The sequence below is a fragment of the Streptomyces sp. NPDC001156 genome, from assembly GCF_053598275.1.
Window position 1 is genome coordinate 37,414 of sequence record NZ_JBSFJX010000040.1, and the last position, 13,537, is coordinate 50,950.

The 13,537-nt window shown below is 70.4% G+C and carries 15 protein-coding genes and 3 tRNA genes; 5 read left to right on the top strand and 13 right to left on the bottom strand.

The window, feature by feature from the left end; translation table 11 throughout:
* Window positions 1-55: 55 nt before the first annotated feature.
* The 5 genes from rplA to ACWDA7_RS20675 all read right to left on the bottom strand — a co-directional run bounded on the left by rplA (window position 56) and on the right by ACWDA7_RS20675 (window position 2,962).
* The gene (rplA, locus tag ACWDA7_RS20655; RefSeq protein ID WP_359396228.1) at window positions 56-781 is read right to left on the bottom strand and encodes a 50S ribosomal protein L1; all 726 of its coding nucleotides are present in this window, start codon (window positions 779-781) and stop codon (window positions 56-58) included.
* 93 nt (window positions 782-874) lie between these two features.
* On the bottom strand, window positions 875-1,309 hold the full coding sequence (gene rplK, locus ACWDA7_RS20660) for a 50S ribosomal protein L11 (RefSeq protein ID WP_039656267.1): 435 nt from the start codon (window positions 1,307-1,309) through the stop codon (window positions 875-877).
* 282 nt (window positions 1,310-1,591) lie between these two features.
* Window positions 1,592-2,413, bottom strand: a complete 822-nt coding sequence (gene nusG / locus ACWDA7_RS20665) for a transcription termination/antitermination protein NusG (protein WP_450605691.1) — start codon at window positions 2,411-2,413, stop codon at window positions 1,592-1,594.
* A gap of 80 nt (window positions 2,414-2,493) precedes the next feature.
* On the bottom strand, window positions 2,494-2,781 hold the full coding sequence (secE, locus tag ACWDA7_RS20670) for a preprotein translocase subunit SecE (protein WP_450605692.1): 288 nt from the start codon (window positions 2,779-2,781) through the stop codon (window positions 2,494-2,496).
* A 108-nt stretch (window positions 2,782-2,889) separates the two neighbouring features.
* Window positions 2,890-2,962: transfer RNA gene (locus tag ACWDA7_RS20675), tRNA-Trp, on the bottom strand.
* 263 nt (window positions 2,963-3,225) lie between these two features.
* Here ACWDA7_RS20675 and ACWDA7_RS20680 point away from each other — a divergent pair.
* Both ACWDA7_RS20680 and ACWDA7_RS20685 read left to right on the top strand, forming a co-directional pair.
* Window positions 3,226-4,452, top strand: a complete 1,227-nt coding sequence (locus ACWDA7_RS20680; protein ID WP_450605693.1) for a pyridoxal phosphate-dependent aminotransferase — start codon at window positions 3,226-3,228, stop codon at window positions 4,450-4,452.
* A 135-nt stretch (window positions 4,453-4,587) separates the two neighbouring features.
* Window positions 4,588-5,658, top strand: coding sequence for an adenosine deaminase (locus tag ACWDA7_RS20685; RefSeq protein ID WP_450605694.1), 1,071 nt, complete (start codon window positions 4,588-4,590; stop codon window positions 5,656-5,658).
* 391 nt (window positions 5,659-6,049) lie between these two features.
* On the opposite strand, the gene ACWDA7_RS20690 is transcribed toward ACWDA7_RS20685, so the two are convergent.
* Window positions 6,050-6,661, bottom strand: a complete 612-nt coding sequence (locus tag ACWDA7_RS20690) for a TetR/AcrR family transcriptional regulator (protein WP_450605713.1) — start codon at window positions 6,659-6,661, stop codon at window positions 6,050-6,052.
* 154 nt (window positions 6,662-6,815) lie between these two features.
* Here ACWDA7_RS20690 and ACWDA7_RS20695 point away from each other — a divergent pair, with 154 nt between their 5' ends.
* Entirely contained in the window at window positions 6,816-7,448 is a 633-nt protein-coding gene (locus tag ACWDA7_RS20695) for an NAD(P)-dependent oxidoreductase (RefSeq protein WP_450605695.1), read from the top strand.
* Between the two features lie 17 nt (window positions 7,449-7,465).
* Here the strand turns inward: ACWDA7_RS20695 and ACWDA7_RS20700 are convergent, their stop codons facing one another.
* The 6 genes from ACWDA7_RS20700 to ACWDA7_RS20725 all read right to left on the bottom strand — a co-directional run bounded on the left by ACWDA7_RS20700 (window position 7,466) and on the right by ACWDA7_RS20725 (window position 10,773).
* The gene (locus tag ACWDA7_RS20700) at window positions 7,466-8,521 is read right to left on the bottom strand and encodes a UDP-N-acetylmuramate dehydrogenase (protein ID WP_450605696.1); all 1,056 of its coding nucleotides are present in this window, start codon (window positions 8,519-8,521) and stop codon (window positions 7,466-7,468) included.
* 258 nt (window positions 8,522-8,779) lie between these two features.
* Entirely contained in the window at window positions 8,780-9,208 is a 429-nt protein-coding gene (locus tag ACWDA7_RS20705) for a MaoC family dehydratase (protein WP_432931433.1), read from the bottom strand.
* Window positions 9,209-9,213: 5 nt separating this feature from the next.
* Window positions 9,214-9,669 (bottom strand): MaoC family dehydratase N-terminal domain-containing protein, encoded by a 456-nt coding sequence (locus ACWDA7_RS20710; RefSeq protein ID WP_359396378.1) that lies wholly within the window; start codon window positions 9,667-9,669, stop codon window positions 9,214-9,216.
* Between the two features lie 656 nt (window positions 9,670-10,325).
* Window positions 10,326-10,490 carry a 50S ribosomal protein L33 gene (rpmG, locus tag ACWDA7_RS20715; protein WP_030798911.1) on the bottom strand — a complete coding sequence of 55 codons (165 nt, stop codon included), beginning with the start codon at window positions 10,488-10,490 and terminating at the stop codon, window positions 10,326-10,328.
* Between the two features lie 91 nt (window positions 10,491-10,581).
* Window positions 10,582-10,654: transfer RNA gene (locus tag ACWDA7_RS20720), tRNA-Met, on the bottom strand.
* A gap of 46 nt (window positions 10,655-10,700) precedes the next feature.
* Window positions 10,701-10,773 (bottom strand) — tRNA-Thr (locus tag ACWDA7_RS20725).
* Window positions 10,774-11,174: 401 nt separating this feature from the next.
* Between ACWDA7_RS20725 and ACWDA7_RS20730 the strand changes: the two genes are divergently transcribed.
* Window positions 11,175-12,419, top strand: a complete 1,245-nt coding sequence (locus ACWDA7_RS20730; RefSeq protein WP_450605697.1) for an amidohydrolase family protein — start codon at window positions 11,175-11,177, stop codon at window positions 12,417-12,419.
* A 111-nt stretch (window positions 12,420-12,530) separates the two neighbouring features.
* On the top strand, window positions 12,531-13,187 hold the full coding sequence (locus ACWDA7_RS20735) for an SDR family oxidoreductase (RefSeq protein ID WP_450605698.1): 657 nt from the start codon (window positions 12,531-12,533) through the stop codon (window positions 13,185-13,187).
* Between the two features lie 57 nt (window positions 13,188-13,244).
* On the opposite strand, the gene ACWDA7_RS20740 is transcribed toward ACWDA7_RS20735, so the two are convergent.
* The gene (locus ACWDA7_RS20740) at window positions 13,245-13,457 is read right to left on the bottom strand and encodes a hypothetical protein (RefSeq protein ID WP_450605699.1); all 213 of its coding nucleotides are present in this window, start codon (window positions 13,455-13,457) and stop codon (window positions 13,245-13,247) included.
* Window positions 13,458-13,537 lie beyond the last annotated feature (80 nt).

Below are 13,537 nucleotides of genomic sequence, written 5' to 3' on the forward strand. Positions count from 1 at the left end.
CTCGGAAGGTGCGGGCCCCGGCGTCAGCTGCGCGTGACCGCGGCTGCCGTCAGTGTCAGACGGCGGCCGGGTCCTCCTCGACGAGGAGGTTGCGGGTGCGGTTCGGGTCGAGCGGAATGCCGGGGCCCATCGTGGTGGTGATGGCGGCCTTCTTGATGTAGCGACCCTTGGCGGCGGACGGCTTCAGACGGAGGATCTCCTCCAGCGCCGCGCCGTAGTTCTCCACCAGCTTGGCGTCGTCGAAGGACGTCTTGCCGATGATGAAGTGCAGGTTCGAGTGCTTGTCGACGCGGAACTCGATCTTGCCGCCCTTGATGTCCGTGACGGCCTTCGTCACGTCCGGGGTCACGGTGCCGGTCTTGGGGTTCGGCATCAGACCACGGGGACCGAGCACGCGGCCGAGGCGGCCGACCTTGCCCATGAGGTCCGGGGTGGCGACGACGGCGTCGAAGTCCAGACGGCCCTTCGACACCTCGTCGATCAGCTCATCGGCGCCGACGATGTCGGCGCCCGCGGCACGAGCGGCCTCGGCACGGTCACCGGTCGCGAAGACCAGGACCCGGGCGGTCTTACCGGTGCCGTGCGGGAGGTTCACGGTGCCACGGACCATCTGGTCGGCCTTGCGCGGGTCGACACCCAGGCGGAAGGCGACCTCGACGGTGCCGTCGAACTTGGTCGTGGAGGTCTCCTTGGCCAGACGGACGGCCTCGAGCGGGGCGTACAGCTTCTCCCGGTCGACCTTGGCGTCCGCAGCGCGGAGAGCCTTGCTGCGCTTGCTCACAACTGCTCCTGTGGGTTCTGAAGGAGGCGTGGTACGGGCCGAGCAGGCCCTGCCACGTGCGGCCGGAGCCGCATGGTTCTACGAAGGTGGGGTTCAGCCCTCGACCGTAACGCCCATGGAACGGGCGGTGCCGGCGATGATCTTCGAGGCGGCGTCCAGGTCGTTGGCGTTGAGGTCGGGCATCTTGGTCTGGGCGATCTCGCGGACCTGCGCCTCGGTGATCTTGGCGACCTTGGTCTTGTGCGGCTCGCCGGAGCCCTTCTCGATGCCCGCGGCCTTGAGAATCATCTTGGCGGCCGGCGGCGTCTTGGTGACGAAGGTGAAGGAACGGTCCTCGTAGACCGTGATCTCCACCGGGATCACCCAGCCACGCTGCGACTCGGTCGCGGCGTTGTAGGCCTTGCAGAACTCCATGATGTTCACGCCGTGCTGACCCAGCGCGGGGCCGACCGGCGGGGCCGGGTTGGCCGCGCCGGCCTGGATCTGGAGCTTGATGAGCCCCGTGACCTTCTTCTTCTTGGGAGGCATTGCTCTCTCCGGGTCCTTAGTGAGAGTTTTCCGCCATCGATCCGGATCATCCGGATCGAGGCATACCGCACAACGATAGCGGGTACCGTTGCAGGCCCAAAAACGAGCAGGTCAGGCCAACGTCCGGCCACCGCTGGGAGCAGCCCCGGACAGCCTGTCCGACCTGGTCGGACGTGTGCGTACGGACAAGCATCGCGGCACGGCCCGGGCTCGGTACCCGCACGCGACAGAGCCCCTGCCCGACGGGAAGTCGTCGGCCAGGGGCTCTGTCGGACAGTCCGACTAGTTCTTCTGGATCTGGTCGAAGCTCAGCTCGACCGGGGTCTCGCGGCCGAAGATCTCCACCAGGCCCTTGACCTTCTTGGAGTCGGCGTTGATCTCGTTGATGGTCGCCTGCAGCGTGGCGAACGGGCCGTCGGTGACGGTGACCGAGTCGCCGACCTCGAAGTCCAGCACCTGGACCTCGACCTTGCGCTGCGGAACCGGCTTGCCCTCGGCCTCGGCGGCCTCGCGGGCGGCCTTCTCCTCGGCCTCCGGGGCGAGCATCTTGACGATCTCGTCCAGGGTCAGCGGGTAGGGGTCGTAGGCGTTGCCCACGAAGCCCGTGACACCCGGCGTGTTGCGGACGACACCCCAGGACTCGTTCGTCAGGTCCATGCGCACCAGGACGTAGCCCGGGAGCTTGTTCTGACGAATCGTCTTGCGGTCGCCGTTCTTGATCTGGACGACCTCTTCCTGCGGCACCTCGGCCTGGAAGATGTAGTCCTCGACGTTCAGCGATACGGCGCGCTGCTCGAGGTTGGTCTTCACGCGGTTCTCGTAGCCGGCGTACGTGTGGATCACGTACCACTCGCCGGGCAGGGAGCGCAGTTCGTCGCGGAGCTTCTCGACCGGGTCGAGCTCGGGCTGCTCCTCGTCCGCACCGGCACCGGCACCGGCCTCGGCCTCGTCCACCACGTGCACGGCGGCCTGCTCGGCCGGCTCGCCCGCCTCGGCGTCCGCAGCCTCGAACTCGTCGTGCTCGTCCGCGCCCTCGACGATGTCGAGCTCGTCATCCACGGACTCGTCCGGCTCGATGGCGTCGTTCAGGTTCGGGTCAGACACGGTGGCTGCTTCTTCCTGGATACATGGGGGTGGAACACGCGAAAGGGACGCCGGGCACGACGGCGTCCTTCGCTCTCGGCTCAGCCGAAGACGTACTTGGCGGCGTGGCTGAGCCCATAGTCAATCAAAGTCACCAGGGCAATCATGATCGCGACGAAGAAGATCACCACGGTGGTGTACGACGTCAGCTGGTTCCGCGACGGCCAGACGACCTTGCGCAGCTCAGCGACGATCTGGCGATAGAAGATGGCAAGGCGCTTCAGCGGGCCCTTCTTGCCTCGCTTGCCGCCCTTGCGGGTCTTCTTCGTCGACTCCTGCACCTCATCCTGGGCGTCAGGCATGTCGATGGAGCCCACGGCGTCCGTCACTCGTCCTCACCTGAATTCCCGGGTCGTGACCGTGCCGCGCCCGGTGGAGCCGCACGGCGAGTGCAATACAAATGTACTGTGCGCACACTGCCTGGTAGGAGTGTGTAGCAGGGCCGGAGGGACTTGAACCCCCAACCGCTGGTTTTGGAGACCAGTGCTCTACCAATTGAGCTACGACCCTTTGTTGTGTACCCCAACGTACCGCATCCGACCGGGTGCTCGGTGTGCACCCGCGAGATCGCTGCCGCTGGAGGCCAACGAGGTGAGAGTGTACGTGGTCCGCGGCCGGGCGTCGAACAGAAAGTGCCCGTACGGGCTTTGCCGGTGAAAGATCGGCCCGGAGCCTCCCCCGGATCCGCACGGATGTTCAGTTGCCGGTCCGGTCCGGCTCAGTCTGTGAAACCCGCGTGCCGGGCGCGTTCCCTGTCTGAAACCATGGATCGCATGAGCGCTGCAACCCCTCCCACCGAGCGCCGGGTCTCCGCCCGAGTCGGCGCGATCACCGAGTCCGCCACCCTCGCCGTGGACGCCAAGGCCAAGGCCCTCAAGGCCGCCGGGCGCCCGGTGATCGGCTTCGGCGCAGGTGAGCCCGACTTCCCGACGCCGGACAACATCGTCGAGGCGGCCGCCGAGGCCTGCAAGAACCCCAAGTACCACCGGTACACCCCGGCGGGCGGTCTGCCCGAACTGAAGGCCGCGATCGCCGCGAAGACGCTGCGCGACTCCGGCTACGAGGTGGACGCCTCCCAGGTCCTCGTCACCAACGGCGGCAAGCAGGCCGTCTACGAGGCCTTCGCCGCGATCCTCGACCCGGGCGACGAGGTGATCGTCCCCGCGCCGTACTGGACCACGTACCCGGAGTCGATCCGGCTGGCCGGCGGCGTCCCGGTGGACGTCGTCGCCGACGAGACGACCGGTTACCGCGTCTCCGTCGAGCAGCTGGAGGCGGCCCGCACGGAGAAGACGAAGGTCCTCCTGTTCGTGTCCCCGTCCAACCCGACCGGCGCGGTGTACACCGAGGCCGAGACCGAGGCCATCGGGCGCTGGGCCGTGGAGCACGGCCTGTGGGTGCTGACGGACGAGATCTACGAGCACCTCGTCTACGGCGACGCGGTCTCCGTGTCCCTGCCCGCCCTCCTGCCCGAACTGCGCGACAAGTGCATCGTGGTCAACGGCGTCGCCAAGACGTACGCCATGACGGGCTGGCGCGTGGGCTGGATGATCGGCCCGAAGGACGTGATCAAGGCGGCGACGAACCTGCAGTCGCACGCGACGTCCAATGTGTCGAACGTCGCGCAGGTGGCGGCGCTTGCCGCCGTCTCGGGCGGCCTCGAGGCGGTCGCGAAGATGCGCGAGGCCTTCGACCGGCGCCGCAGGACCATCGTGCGGATGCTCAACGAGATCGACGGCGTGGTCTGCCCCGAGCCCGAGGGCGCCTTCTACGCGTACCCGTCGGTGAAGGCACTGCTCGGCAAGCAGATCCGCGGCAAGCGCCCGCAGAACAGCGTCGAGCTGGCCGCGCTGATCCTGGACGAGGCCGAGGTCGCCGTCGTTCCGGGCGAGGCCTTCGGCACCCCCGGCTATCTGCGGCTGTCGTACGCCCTCGGTGACGAGGACCTGGTCGAGGGCGTCAGCCGGCTCCAGAAGCTGCTCGGCGAGGCACGGGACTGACGTCCAGCTCCCCCGGTCACCCAGGCGGCCGTCTCCCCGGATCCGGGGGGCGGCCGCCTCGTTCTTCCGTACGAGCAAGACCACTAAAGAGGAAAGCGCTACCGGTCCGGCGAGGGCGTACGGCAGGATCTTGGGATGGAGCACGTACGGGATGTCTCTGAGCTGCCGAAAGCCCACCTCCACCTGCACTTCACCGGGTCGATGCGGCCCTCCACCCTGCTGGAGCTCGCCGACAAATACGGTGTCCGGCTGCCCGAGGTCCTGACCGAGGCGCTGGTCAGCGGGGAGCCGCCCAAGCTGCGGGCGACGGACGAGCGGGGCTGGTTCCGTTTCCAGCGGCTGTACGACGCGGCGCGCTCGTGCCTGAGGCAGCCGGAGGACATCCAGCGGCTGGTACGGGAAGCGGCGGAGGAGGACCTCAGGGACGGCTCGGGCTGGCTGGAGATCCAGGTCGACCCGACGTCGTACGCGCCGCGCCTCGGCGGTCTGATCCCCGCGCTGGAGATCATCCTGGACGCCGTCTCCGCCGCGATGCGGGAGACGGGCCTCGGGATGCGCGTCCTGGTCGCCGCCAACCGGATGAAGCACCCGTTGGACGCACGCACGCTGGCGCGGCTCGCGGTGCGGTTCCAGGACCGCGGTGTGGTGGGCTTCGGCCTCTCGAACGACGAGCGCCGGGGCATGGCCCGGGACTTCGACCGGGCGTTCGCGATCGCCCGGCACGGCGGCCTGCTGTCCGCTCCGCACGGCGGCGAACTGACCGGCCCCTCGTCGGTCCGCGACTGCCTGGACGACCTGCATGCCGACCGGGTGGGCCACGGCGTGCGCGCGGCTGAGGACCCGCGTCTGCTGAAGCGTCTGGCGGACCGGGGCGTGACGTGCGAGGTGTGTCCGGCGTCGAACGTCGCGCTGGGCGTCTACCCGAAGCCCGAGGACGTCCCCCTGCGCACTCTGTTCGACGCGGGCGTCTCGATGGCCCTGGGCGCCGACGACCCGCTGCTGTTCGGCTCCCGGCTCGCCGCCCAGTACGAGATCGCCCGCCGCCACCACGGTTTCACGGACGAGGAGCTGGCCGAGCTGGCCCGGCAGTCGGTACGAGCCTCGGCGGCCCCGCAGGACACGAAGGCGAAGCTCCTGGAAGGCGTGGACGCTTGGCTGAGCGGCCCGGTCACTCGCATCGGGCCCGGGCCTGCGGGTACGGCCTGAGGCAGCTCGGGACGCCGGGGCGGCGCGCGTGGGTGTGCCGGGTGCCGGACCGGGCCAGCTCGCGGCCGGAGGACGTCCGTCGGGCAGGCGGAGTGGACGTGATGACGATCCGGGTCGTCCCGGACGTCCGCGCGTGTCGCGCTCCGGCAGGAGGACGGGCCGGTCCCCCTCGTTGTGGGTGGTCAACAGGTGACCTGGTGCGCGGCGTCGCGGACGGTGTGCCATCCCCTCAGCGCTGGCGGTCAGCAGGGCGGCTTCCTGCGCGGCGTCGCGGACGGTGCCGGGCTTCTCCGTGGGGGTGGTCAGCAAGGCGGAATCGTGCGCGACGCGCGGCGGTGCCGGTCCGCCAGGTGCGAGTGGTCAGCGAAGCGGTCTCATGTACGCGTCACCGTCAGGCCGGGCCCCCGGCGACGGAGATCCCGCCCAGCACGGTCCGCGCGAGCCGGCGCGCGAAGTCGTCCACAGGCGGCCTGACGCCGGTCTCCGTCGCGTCGTAGGCGAACGCCCGCTGCGCACAGGCGCCAAGGAGCAGGGACGCGGCGGCGAAGGTGTCGGCGTCGGCGCGGACCCGCCCGGCGGCCTGCTCGGCCCTGAGGTAGGCGTCGAGTCCCTCGATGGGCACGTGCGGCCCCGCCCCCAACTCCCGCATCGCCTCGTCGTGCCGCCGTTTGAGCTGTGTCTCCGCGTACAGCGAGGCGGCGATCGGAAAGCTCTGCTCGTAGAACAGGGCCGCCTGGCGGACGATCTCGGTGAGGTTCTCCTCCACGGTGCGCTGCCCCGGCTCGGCGACGAGGCTGCGCAGCAGCGGCGTGAGTCGCGGCAGGCGCTCGTGCAGGACCTCGATGAACAGTTCCTCCTTGCCGGCGAAGTACTTGTACAGCGCCGCCTCGGAGCAGCCGGCCGCCTTGGCGATCTCCTTGGTGGTGGCCCGTGCCAGTCCGACGGTGTGCATCAGCTCGTGGGCCGCGTCGAGGATGCGGGCACGGGTCGGCTTCGGCTGCATCTGTTGCATGGGCACCAAGGATTCCATGGACGTTCCCCGGGCCTTGACGGGTGGGTGAGTGCTTACCCACCCTAGAGCAGGAGTGGGTGAGTGAATACTCACCCACTAGCTGTCCCCCTCTCGCCCCTTTCTCACCCGGCGTACTGGAGTACCCATGAAGCTCGCCGTTTTCGGTGCCACCGGAGGTATCGGTCAGGAGATCGTCCGGCAGGCGCTGGTCGCAGGACACGAGGTCACGGCGGTGGTCCGGGACCCGGCCCGGCTGACCGTGACCGGGACGAACCTGGAGGTGTTCCGCGCCGACCTGACCGCTCCGGAGGCGGTCCGCCCCGCCGTCGCCGGCCGGGACGCCGTCCTGTCCGGCCTCGGCGCGCGCAGCCGCAAGGACGCGGGAGTCGCCACCCGGCTCACCCGTACGGTCCTGAGGGCCATGGAGACCGAGGGAGTACGCCGGCTGCTCGTGGTCACCGCCGGCCCGGTCGGTCCCGAGTCCGAGGGCGACGGAATGCTGGACCGCGCCGCTCGCAGCCTGATCTCGGCACTGCTCAAGGACGTCTACGACGACCTGAGGGAGATGGAGGCGGAGCTGGCCCGCAGCGCCACGGACTGGACGGTCGTCCGCCCGCCACGCCTGCAGGACAAGCCGCTCACCGGCACGTACCGCACGGTCGTCGGCGGCTTCCCGCGCAGGGGCCGCTTCATCGGCCGGGCGGATGTCGCCCACGCGATGCTGACCATGGTCGGTGACCCGGGAACGGTGAAGCAGGGGGTGGGCGTGGCCTACTAGCGCCCACCCCGGGCGGCTCAGAGACTCACGCCCACCGTGACCGGCTCGTTGACCAGCGTGATCCCGAAGGCCTCGCGAACACCGGCGACGACCTCACGGGCCAGGGCGAGCAGGTCCTCGGTGGTGGCGCCCCCGCGGTTGGTGAGGGCCAGGGTGTGCTTGGTGGAGATTCGGGCGCGTCCGCTGCCGTATCCCTTGGTGAAGCCCGCCTTGTCGATCAGCCAGGCGGCCGAGGTCTTGGTGTGGCCCTCCCCCGCCGCGTACGCGGGCGGCGCCACCTCCGCGCCCAGCCGCTCTTGCACACGCGACAGGAACGCGGCGAACTCCTCGTCCGTGAGGATCGGGTTGGTGAAGAAGGAGCCCGCCGACCAGGTGTCGTGGTCCTCCGGGTCCAGCACCATGCCTTTTCCTGCGCGCAGCTTCAGGACGGTCTCGCGGGCGGCGGCCAGCGGCACCCGGTCGCCCGCCTCGACACCGAGGGCGCGGGCCGTCTCGGCGTACCGCATCGGGGCGGAGAGTCCCTCCGCGTCCTCCAGCTCGAGGCGGACGCGGAGCACGACGAAACGCTCCGGGTCCGACTTGAAGCGGCTGTGGCGGTACGAGAACGCGCACTCCGCGTTCGGGATCGTCACCGTCTCGCGCGTCCTGCGGTCGTACGCGATCACCTCGGTGATCGTCGAGGAGACCTCCTGGCCGTACGCGCCCACGTTCTGGATCGGGGTGGCGCCCGCGGAGCCGGGGATTCCGGCGAGGCACTCCACGCCGGCGAGCCCGGCCTCCACGGTGCGGGCGACCGCGTCGCTCCACACCTCGCCTGCCGCCAGCTCCAGCGCCGTACCGTCGAGCCGGAAGCCCTTCGTCGCGATGCGCAGCGCGGTGCCGTCGAAGCCCTTGTCACCGACGACCAGGTTGGATCCGCCGCCGATCAGCAGAAGCCGCGTACCGGAGTCGTCGGCCTCCTGGACGGCGGCGATCACCTCGGCGTCGGTGGTGGCGGTGAGCAGACGGGTCGCGGGACCGCCCAGCCGGAAGGTGGTCAGCGGGGCGAGCGGGGCGTCATGGAGTTCCTGCACGCGCCAAGACTACGAGACGGCGCCCGCAGCCCCGCACCCCATGAGTACGGCCCCGCCGGGACCGGCGGGGCCATACGTCGTCACCCGGAGCGAGCCGGCGGCGGTGATCCAGCGCGTCGGGCCGGGAGCGGCGGGTCGCCGATCCCGTACGGGACAGGACCCGGATCGGCGGAGTGGCGATCCCGTACCGCACGGGCCGCCGATCGCCGGAGTGGCAGCCCCGGCCCGGGGCGGGGCTGCCACTCGCCGAACCTTCGGTCAGGCCAGCCGTACGACCGCTCGTGACATGCCCAGCACCTTCTGGCCGGCGCTGGTCGCCGTCAGGTCGACGCGGACGGTGTGGTCGTCGAGTTTGGCCGCCACCTTGCCGCTGACCTCGATCAGGGCGCCCTCGTCGTCGTTGGGGACCACGACGGGCTTGGTGAAGCGGACGCCGTACTCGACCACGGCCCCCGGGTCGCCGACCCAGTCGGTCACCACGCGGATCGCCTCGGCCATGGTGAACATGCCGTGCGCGATGACGTCCGGCAGGCCCACCTCCTTGGCGAACTTCTCGTTCCAGTGGATCGGGTTGAAGTCACCGGAGGCACCCGCGTACCGCACGAGCGTGGCACGCGTGACGGGGAACGACTGGGCCGGCAGTTCGGTGCCGACCTCGACGGCGTCGTAAGCGATCTTCGCGGTCATCGGCGTCATGCCTCCTCTTCCGGCGCCCGGGCCACGAGCTTCGTCCACGCGGTCACCACGTGCTCGCCTGCCTCGTCGTGGACGTCACCGCGGATGTCCAGGACGTCGTTGCCGGCCAGGGACTTGATCGACTCGATGGTCGAGGTGACGCTCAGCCGGTCGCCGGCCCGGACCGGGCGGATGTAGCTGAACCGCTGGTCGCCGTGCACGACGCGGCTGTAGTCCAAGCCGAGCTTGGGGTCCTCGGTGACCTGGCTCGCGGCCTTGAAGGTGATCGCGAAGACGAAGGTCGGCGGGGCGATCACGTCGGGGTGGCCGAGCGCCTTGGCGGCCTCCCGGTCGGTGTAGGCCGGGTTGGCGTCCCCGATCGCCTGCGCGAACTCGCGGATCTTCTCCCGGCCGACCTCGTACGGGTCGGTGGGCGGGTAGGACCGCCCCACGAAGGACTGGTCGAGCGCCATGGACTCGGACACCTCCTGGTAGTTCCTCGGATCCGGTCTCGCCGGAAGCCGCTGCCCCATTGCACGGTCGGCTCCGTGTTCGGCCGGTGGGACCGATTCTGGATCCATCGACCGATTCTGCTGTCGGCCGGGGCGGCCGATGAGTGCGGTTCCGGTCGACGTGACCGATTCTTCGTCTTGAATCGGCCGGTATGGCCGAATCCGTCTGCGTGGTGTGACATAACCGGCCTCTGGCCGCCCGGACCCATCTTGCTCGGTCGAGCCGCACGCCGGTGGGACCGTCACCTTCCTGCCGCCCGTCCCGCCCGGCCGTCCGGTCTGGTCATCCCATCCGGTCGTCGCGTCCGGCCGTTTCCGGATCGACTAGGTGGCCGGTCGCGCCCTGTCCGGGGCGGGCGTCGCGCAGCCGGCCACTCGGGGATGGGGCCGCACGTACCGAGGGCCGCCGCCTCGACAGCCGGCGCAGTGGACCCAGGCGCGCCCGGCCGACCGACTCACAAGTGGACCTAGATCCGACCGAGCCGCGCAGTGAACCGGCAGGCCCGTCGTGTCTCACCGTCCGCTTCGCCGAGGCCCCACGGGCCCTCGGGCGCACCAGCCAACGCCGCGAGGCCGCCCCCCTGGTTGCTGGGGACGGCCTCGCGTACGAGCCTTCGTTATCGCGTCTCGCGGTGCGCGGTGTGCGAGTTGCAACGCGGGCAGTGCTTCTTCAGTTCAAGACGATCCGGGTTGTTACGCCGGTTCTTCTTGGTGATGTAGTTCCGCTCCTTGCACTCCACGCAGGCCAGCGTGATCTTCGGGCGGACGTCGGTGGCAGCCACGTGAGTGCTCCTTGACGAACGGTTGGACGATATGTAAACGCAGGAAAGAGTAGCCGATCGAAGGACCGACCCCACAATCGGCTACTGTCAGTAGCGGTGACCGGACTTGAACCGGTGACACAGCGATTATGAGCCGCTTGCTCTACCGACTGAGCTACACCGCTTCGATGCGATCGGGCCCCGCCTCGCGGCGGGAACCTCTCACATCAGAGCCCCAAAACGGAATCGAACCGTTGACCTTCTCCTTACCATGGAGACGCTCTGCCGACTGAGCTATTGGGGCGAGCGATGAAGACATTACACGGTCGCCTACCGTTCGCCCAAATCCGTTTCGCGGCACCCGCCCGGCCTGTTCCCAGGCTTCACCGCAGGTGTCCCCACGCCCCTCACCCGCCTCAAGCCCGGCGGCCCGGCCGGCCGCCGGAGAGCCGTTTCCGTCCGCGCTGCGGCAGCGAACCCGTCCGCCACTGCGGCCACAGGGGTGACAGCGTCGGCCTTCCCGTAATCCAGCAGCGGCGGGACTCCGCACGCATACAGGGCCGTAGCGCAGTCGTCGGCCTGGAAAGCCACACCGATACGACTATTGCGCTCCTCCCCGCTGCGGCCGGGTGGTCACCCTAGGCTCGACCTCGGCTGCGTGATCTTGTCCCTGGTGCGCAGCCGCCGGCGAACCACAGGAACGCGATGCCCGACAGCCGACCGCAGCCGCCCCGCCTCTCGTCCTCGCCGTCGGCCCCGGCGGGCCCGGCGGCCCTGCTGCTGTGCGGGGCCCGGCTCACGGACGGCCGGACCGTGGACGTGCGGCTGAAGAACGGACGCATCGAGGCCGTGGGCACCGCCGGGAGCCTGGCCACGGCATCGGCCGGTACCCGTGTCGACCTGCGCGGCTATCTGCTGCTGCCGGCCCCCGCCGAGCCGCACGCCCACGGCGACACGGCCCTGTCCGCAGACGTCGACGAACCGGTGTCCTTCCAGCCCGACGACGTCCAGCGTCGTACCACCGAGGCCGCGTTGCTCCAGCTCGGGCACGGTGCGACGGCTCTGCGCTCGCATGTGCGCATCGGGGACGCACAGGGTCTCGACGCGCTCACGGCGGTCCTGAGGACGCGGCGTTCACTGTGCGGACTCGCCGAGCTCACGGCGGTGGCGATGCCGCAGGTGCTGACCGGGGTCGCCGGTGCGGACGGGCTCGCGATGCTGCGCGACGCCATGAAGATGGGCGCCTCGGTGGTGGGCGGCTGCCCGGACACGGACCCCGATCCGGCGGGGTACGCGGAGCTGGTCCTGGAACTGGCCTCCGAGTTCGGCTGCCCGGTCGACGTGCACACGGACGCCGGTGATCCGGCACGTCTGGCGCGGCTCACGGCGATGGCGGGAGGCCTGCGGTCCGGAGTGACGCTGAGCCCGTGCGGCGGTCTCGGGCGTCTGCCGGCGGCAGCGGCGGCCCGTGTCGCGGAGCGCCTCGCCGCCGCCGGGGTGACGGTGGTCTGCCTGCCGCAGGGCGGCTGCGGAGCGGTCGAAGGACGCGGCACGGCCCCGGTACGGCTGCTGCGGTCGGCAGGGGTGCGGGTCGCGGCCGGCAGCGGAGCGCTCAGGGACGTGTCGAACCCGGTGGGGCGCGGGGACCCGCTGGAGGCCGCGTACCTGCTGGCGTCCCGGTACGGGCTGTCCCCCGAAGACGCCTACGACACGGTGAGCGCCTCGGCACGGGCCGCTCTCGGGCTGCCCGAGGTGCGCGTGGAGGCGGGCTTCCCCGCGGAACTGCTCGCCGTACGCGGTGACCGGCTGGCGAGTGCGCTGTCGCTCGCGTACAGCCGCATCGTCGTGCACCAGGGGCGCGTGGTGGCTCGGACGAGCGCGGTACGTGAGTACTCCACCTCCGCGGCGGTGGCTCTGGACCTGCCCCGGCAGGGACGGGCTCAGCCGTGACCGGACGGCGTGCGAGAGGGCGCACGCGAATGGCCGGTGTGCGCCGGTGGAATCGGAGCCGTGGGTGAAGTCGCGCGGCAAAGGCGTCCCTCGCGGCGTACGGTCGGAAACATGCGCATTGTCATCGCTGGTGGGCATGGTCAGATCGCGCTGCGGCTGGAGCGGTTGCTCGCCGCGCGCGGAGAAGAGGCCGCGGGGATCATCCGCCGCGCGGAGCAGGCCGACGATCTGAGGGCGGCGGGTGCCGAACCGATCGTGTGCGACCTGGAGTCGGCGTCGGTCGAGGAGATCGCCGCGCACCTGGAGGGAGCCGACGCGGCGGTCTTCGCGGCGGGCGCGGGCCCCGGCAGCGGAGTGGACCGCAAGTACACCGTGGACCGGGATGCGGCGATCAAGTTCGCGGACGCCGCGGAACGCACCGGCGTACGCCGCTTCGTCGTGGTCTCGTCGATGGGCGCGGATCCGGAGCACCCGGGCGACGAGGTCTTCGACGTGTATCTGCGCACGAAGGGCGAGGCCGACGCCTACGTACGCGCCCACAAGTCCCTTGACTGGACGATCCTGCGCCCCGGCGCACTGACGGACGACCCCGGCACCGGTCTCGTCCGCCTGGAGGCGCACACCGGCCGAGGCTCGGTCCCGCGCGACGACGTGGCGACGGTCCTCGCGGAACTCGTCGACACACCGGCGACGGCGGGTCTGACCCTGGAACTCATCGGCGGTTCGACACCGGTGTCCGTGGCGGTGAAGTCGGTGGCGGGCAACTGACCGGAGCCCGGTCCCGGACCAAAGCCTCCGGGACACCGCGGAGTTGAGAAGCGCCCTTCAGAAGAGAGGGAGCTGACCGGGGAATTCGGGTACGGCGTACCCGTCGAGCGCGGGTTGCGCGGCGTCGGTCTGCGCGAGCCGACGCGACCCGGGACAGGAGACGAGCCCCCCGCTTGCCCGCGCCCCCGGCGGGTCGTGCCGCGCGAACCGCCCCGCGACGACGGCGATTTCCCGACGGCACTCGGGGCAGTTCCTGCGGCGGGACGACATGGCCTCAGCGTACGAGAACGCGGCAATGCGGTGCAGAACCGACGGTCCGGCCCGAGCAGGAGTCAGTGTGCGGACGGCGC

Bases quoted from the DNA above. Each gene is read 5' to 3' on its own strand.
- ACWDA7_RS20710 (WP_359396378.1), bottom strand. From the start codon at position 9,669: ATGGCGCTCGACCAGTCCTTCGTGGGGCGGTCCTACCCGCCCACCGAC.
- rplK (WP_039656267.1), bottom strand. From the start codon at position 1,309: ATGCCTCCCAAGAAGAAGAAGGTCACGGGGCTCATCAAGCTCCAGATC.
- ACWDA7_RS20730 (WP_450605697.1), top strand. From the start codon at position 11,175: ATGCCCGACAGCCGACCGCAGCCGCCCCGCCTCTCGTCCTCGCCGTCG.
- ACWDA7_RS20690 (WP_450605713.1), bottom strand. From the start codon at position 6,661: ATGCAGCCGAAGCCGACCCGTGCCCGCATCCTCGACGCGGCCCACGAG.
- ACWDA7_RS20680 (WP_450605693.1), top strand. From the start codon at position 3,226: ATGAGCGCTGCAACCCCTCCCACCGAGCGCCGGGTCTCCGCCCGAGTC.
- ACWDA7_RS20695 (WP_450605695.1), top strand. From the start codon at position 6,816: ATGAAGCTCGCCGTTTTCGGTGCCACCGGAGGTATCGGTCAGGAGATC.
- ACWDA7_RS20685 (WP_450605694.1), top strand. From the start codon at position 4,588: ATGGAGCACGTACGGGATGTCTCTGAGCTGCCGAAAGCCCACCTCCAC.
- ACWDA7_RS20740 (WP_450605699.1), bottom strand. From the start codon at position 13,457: ATGTCGTCCCGCCGCAGGAACTGCCCCGAGTGCCGTCGGGAAATCGCC.
- ACWDA7_RS20705 (WP_432931433.1), bottom strand. From the start codon at position 9,208: ATGACCGCGAAGATCGCTTACGACGCCGTCGAGGTCGGCACCGAACTG.
- ACWDA7_RS20735 (WP_450605698.1), top strand. From the start codon at position 12,531: ATGCGCATTGTCATCGCTGGTGGGCATGGTCAGATCGCGCTGCGGCTG.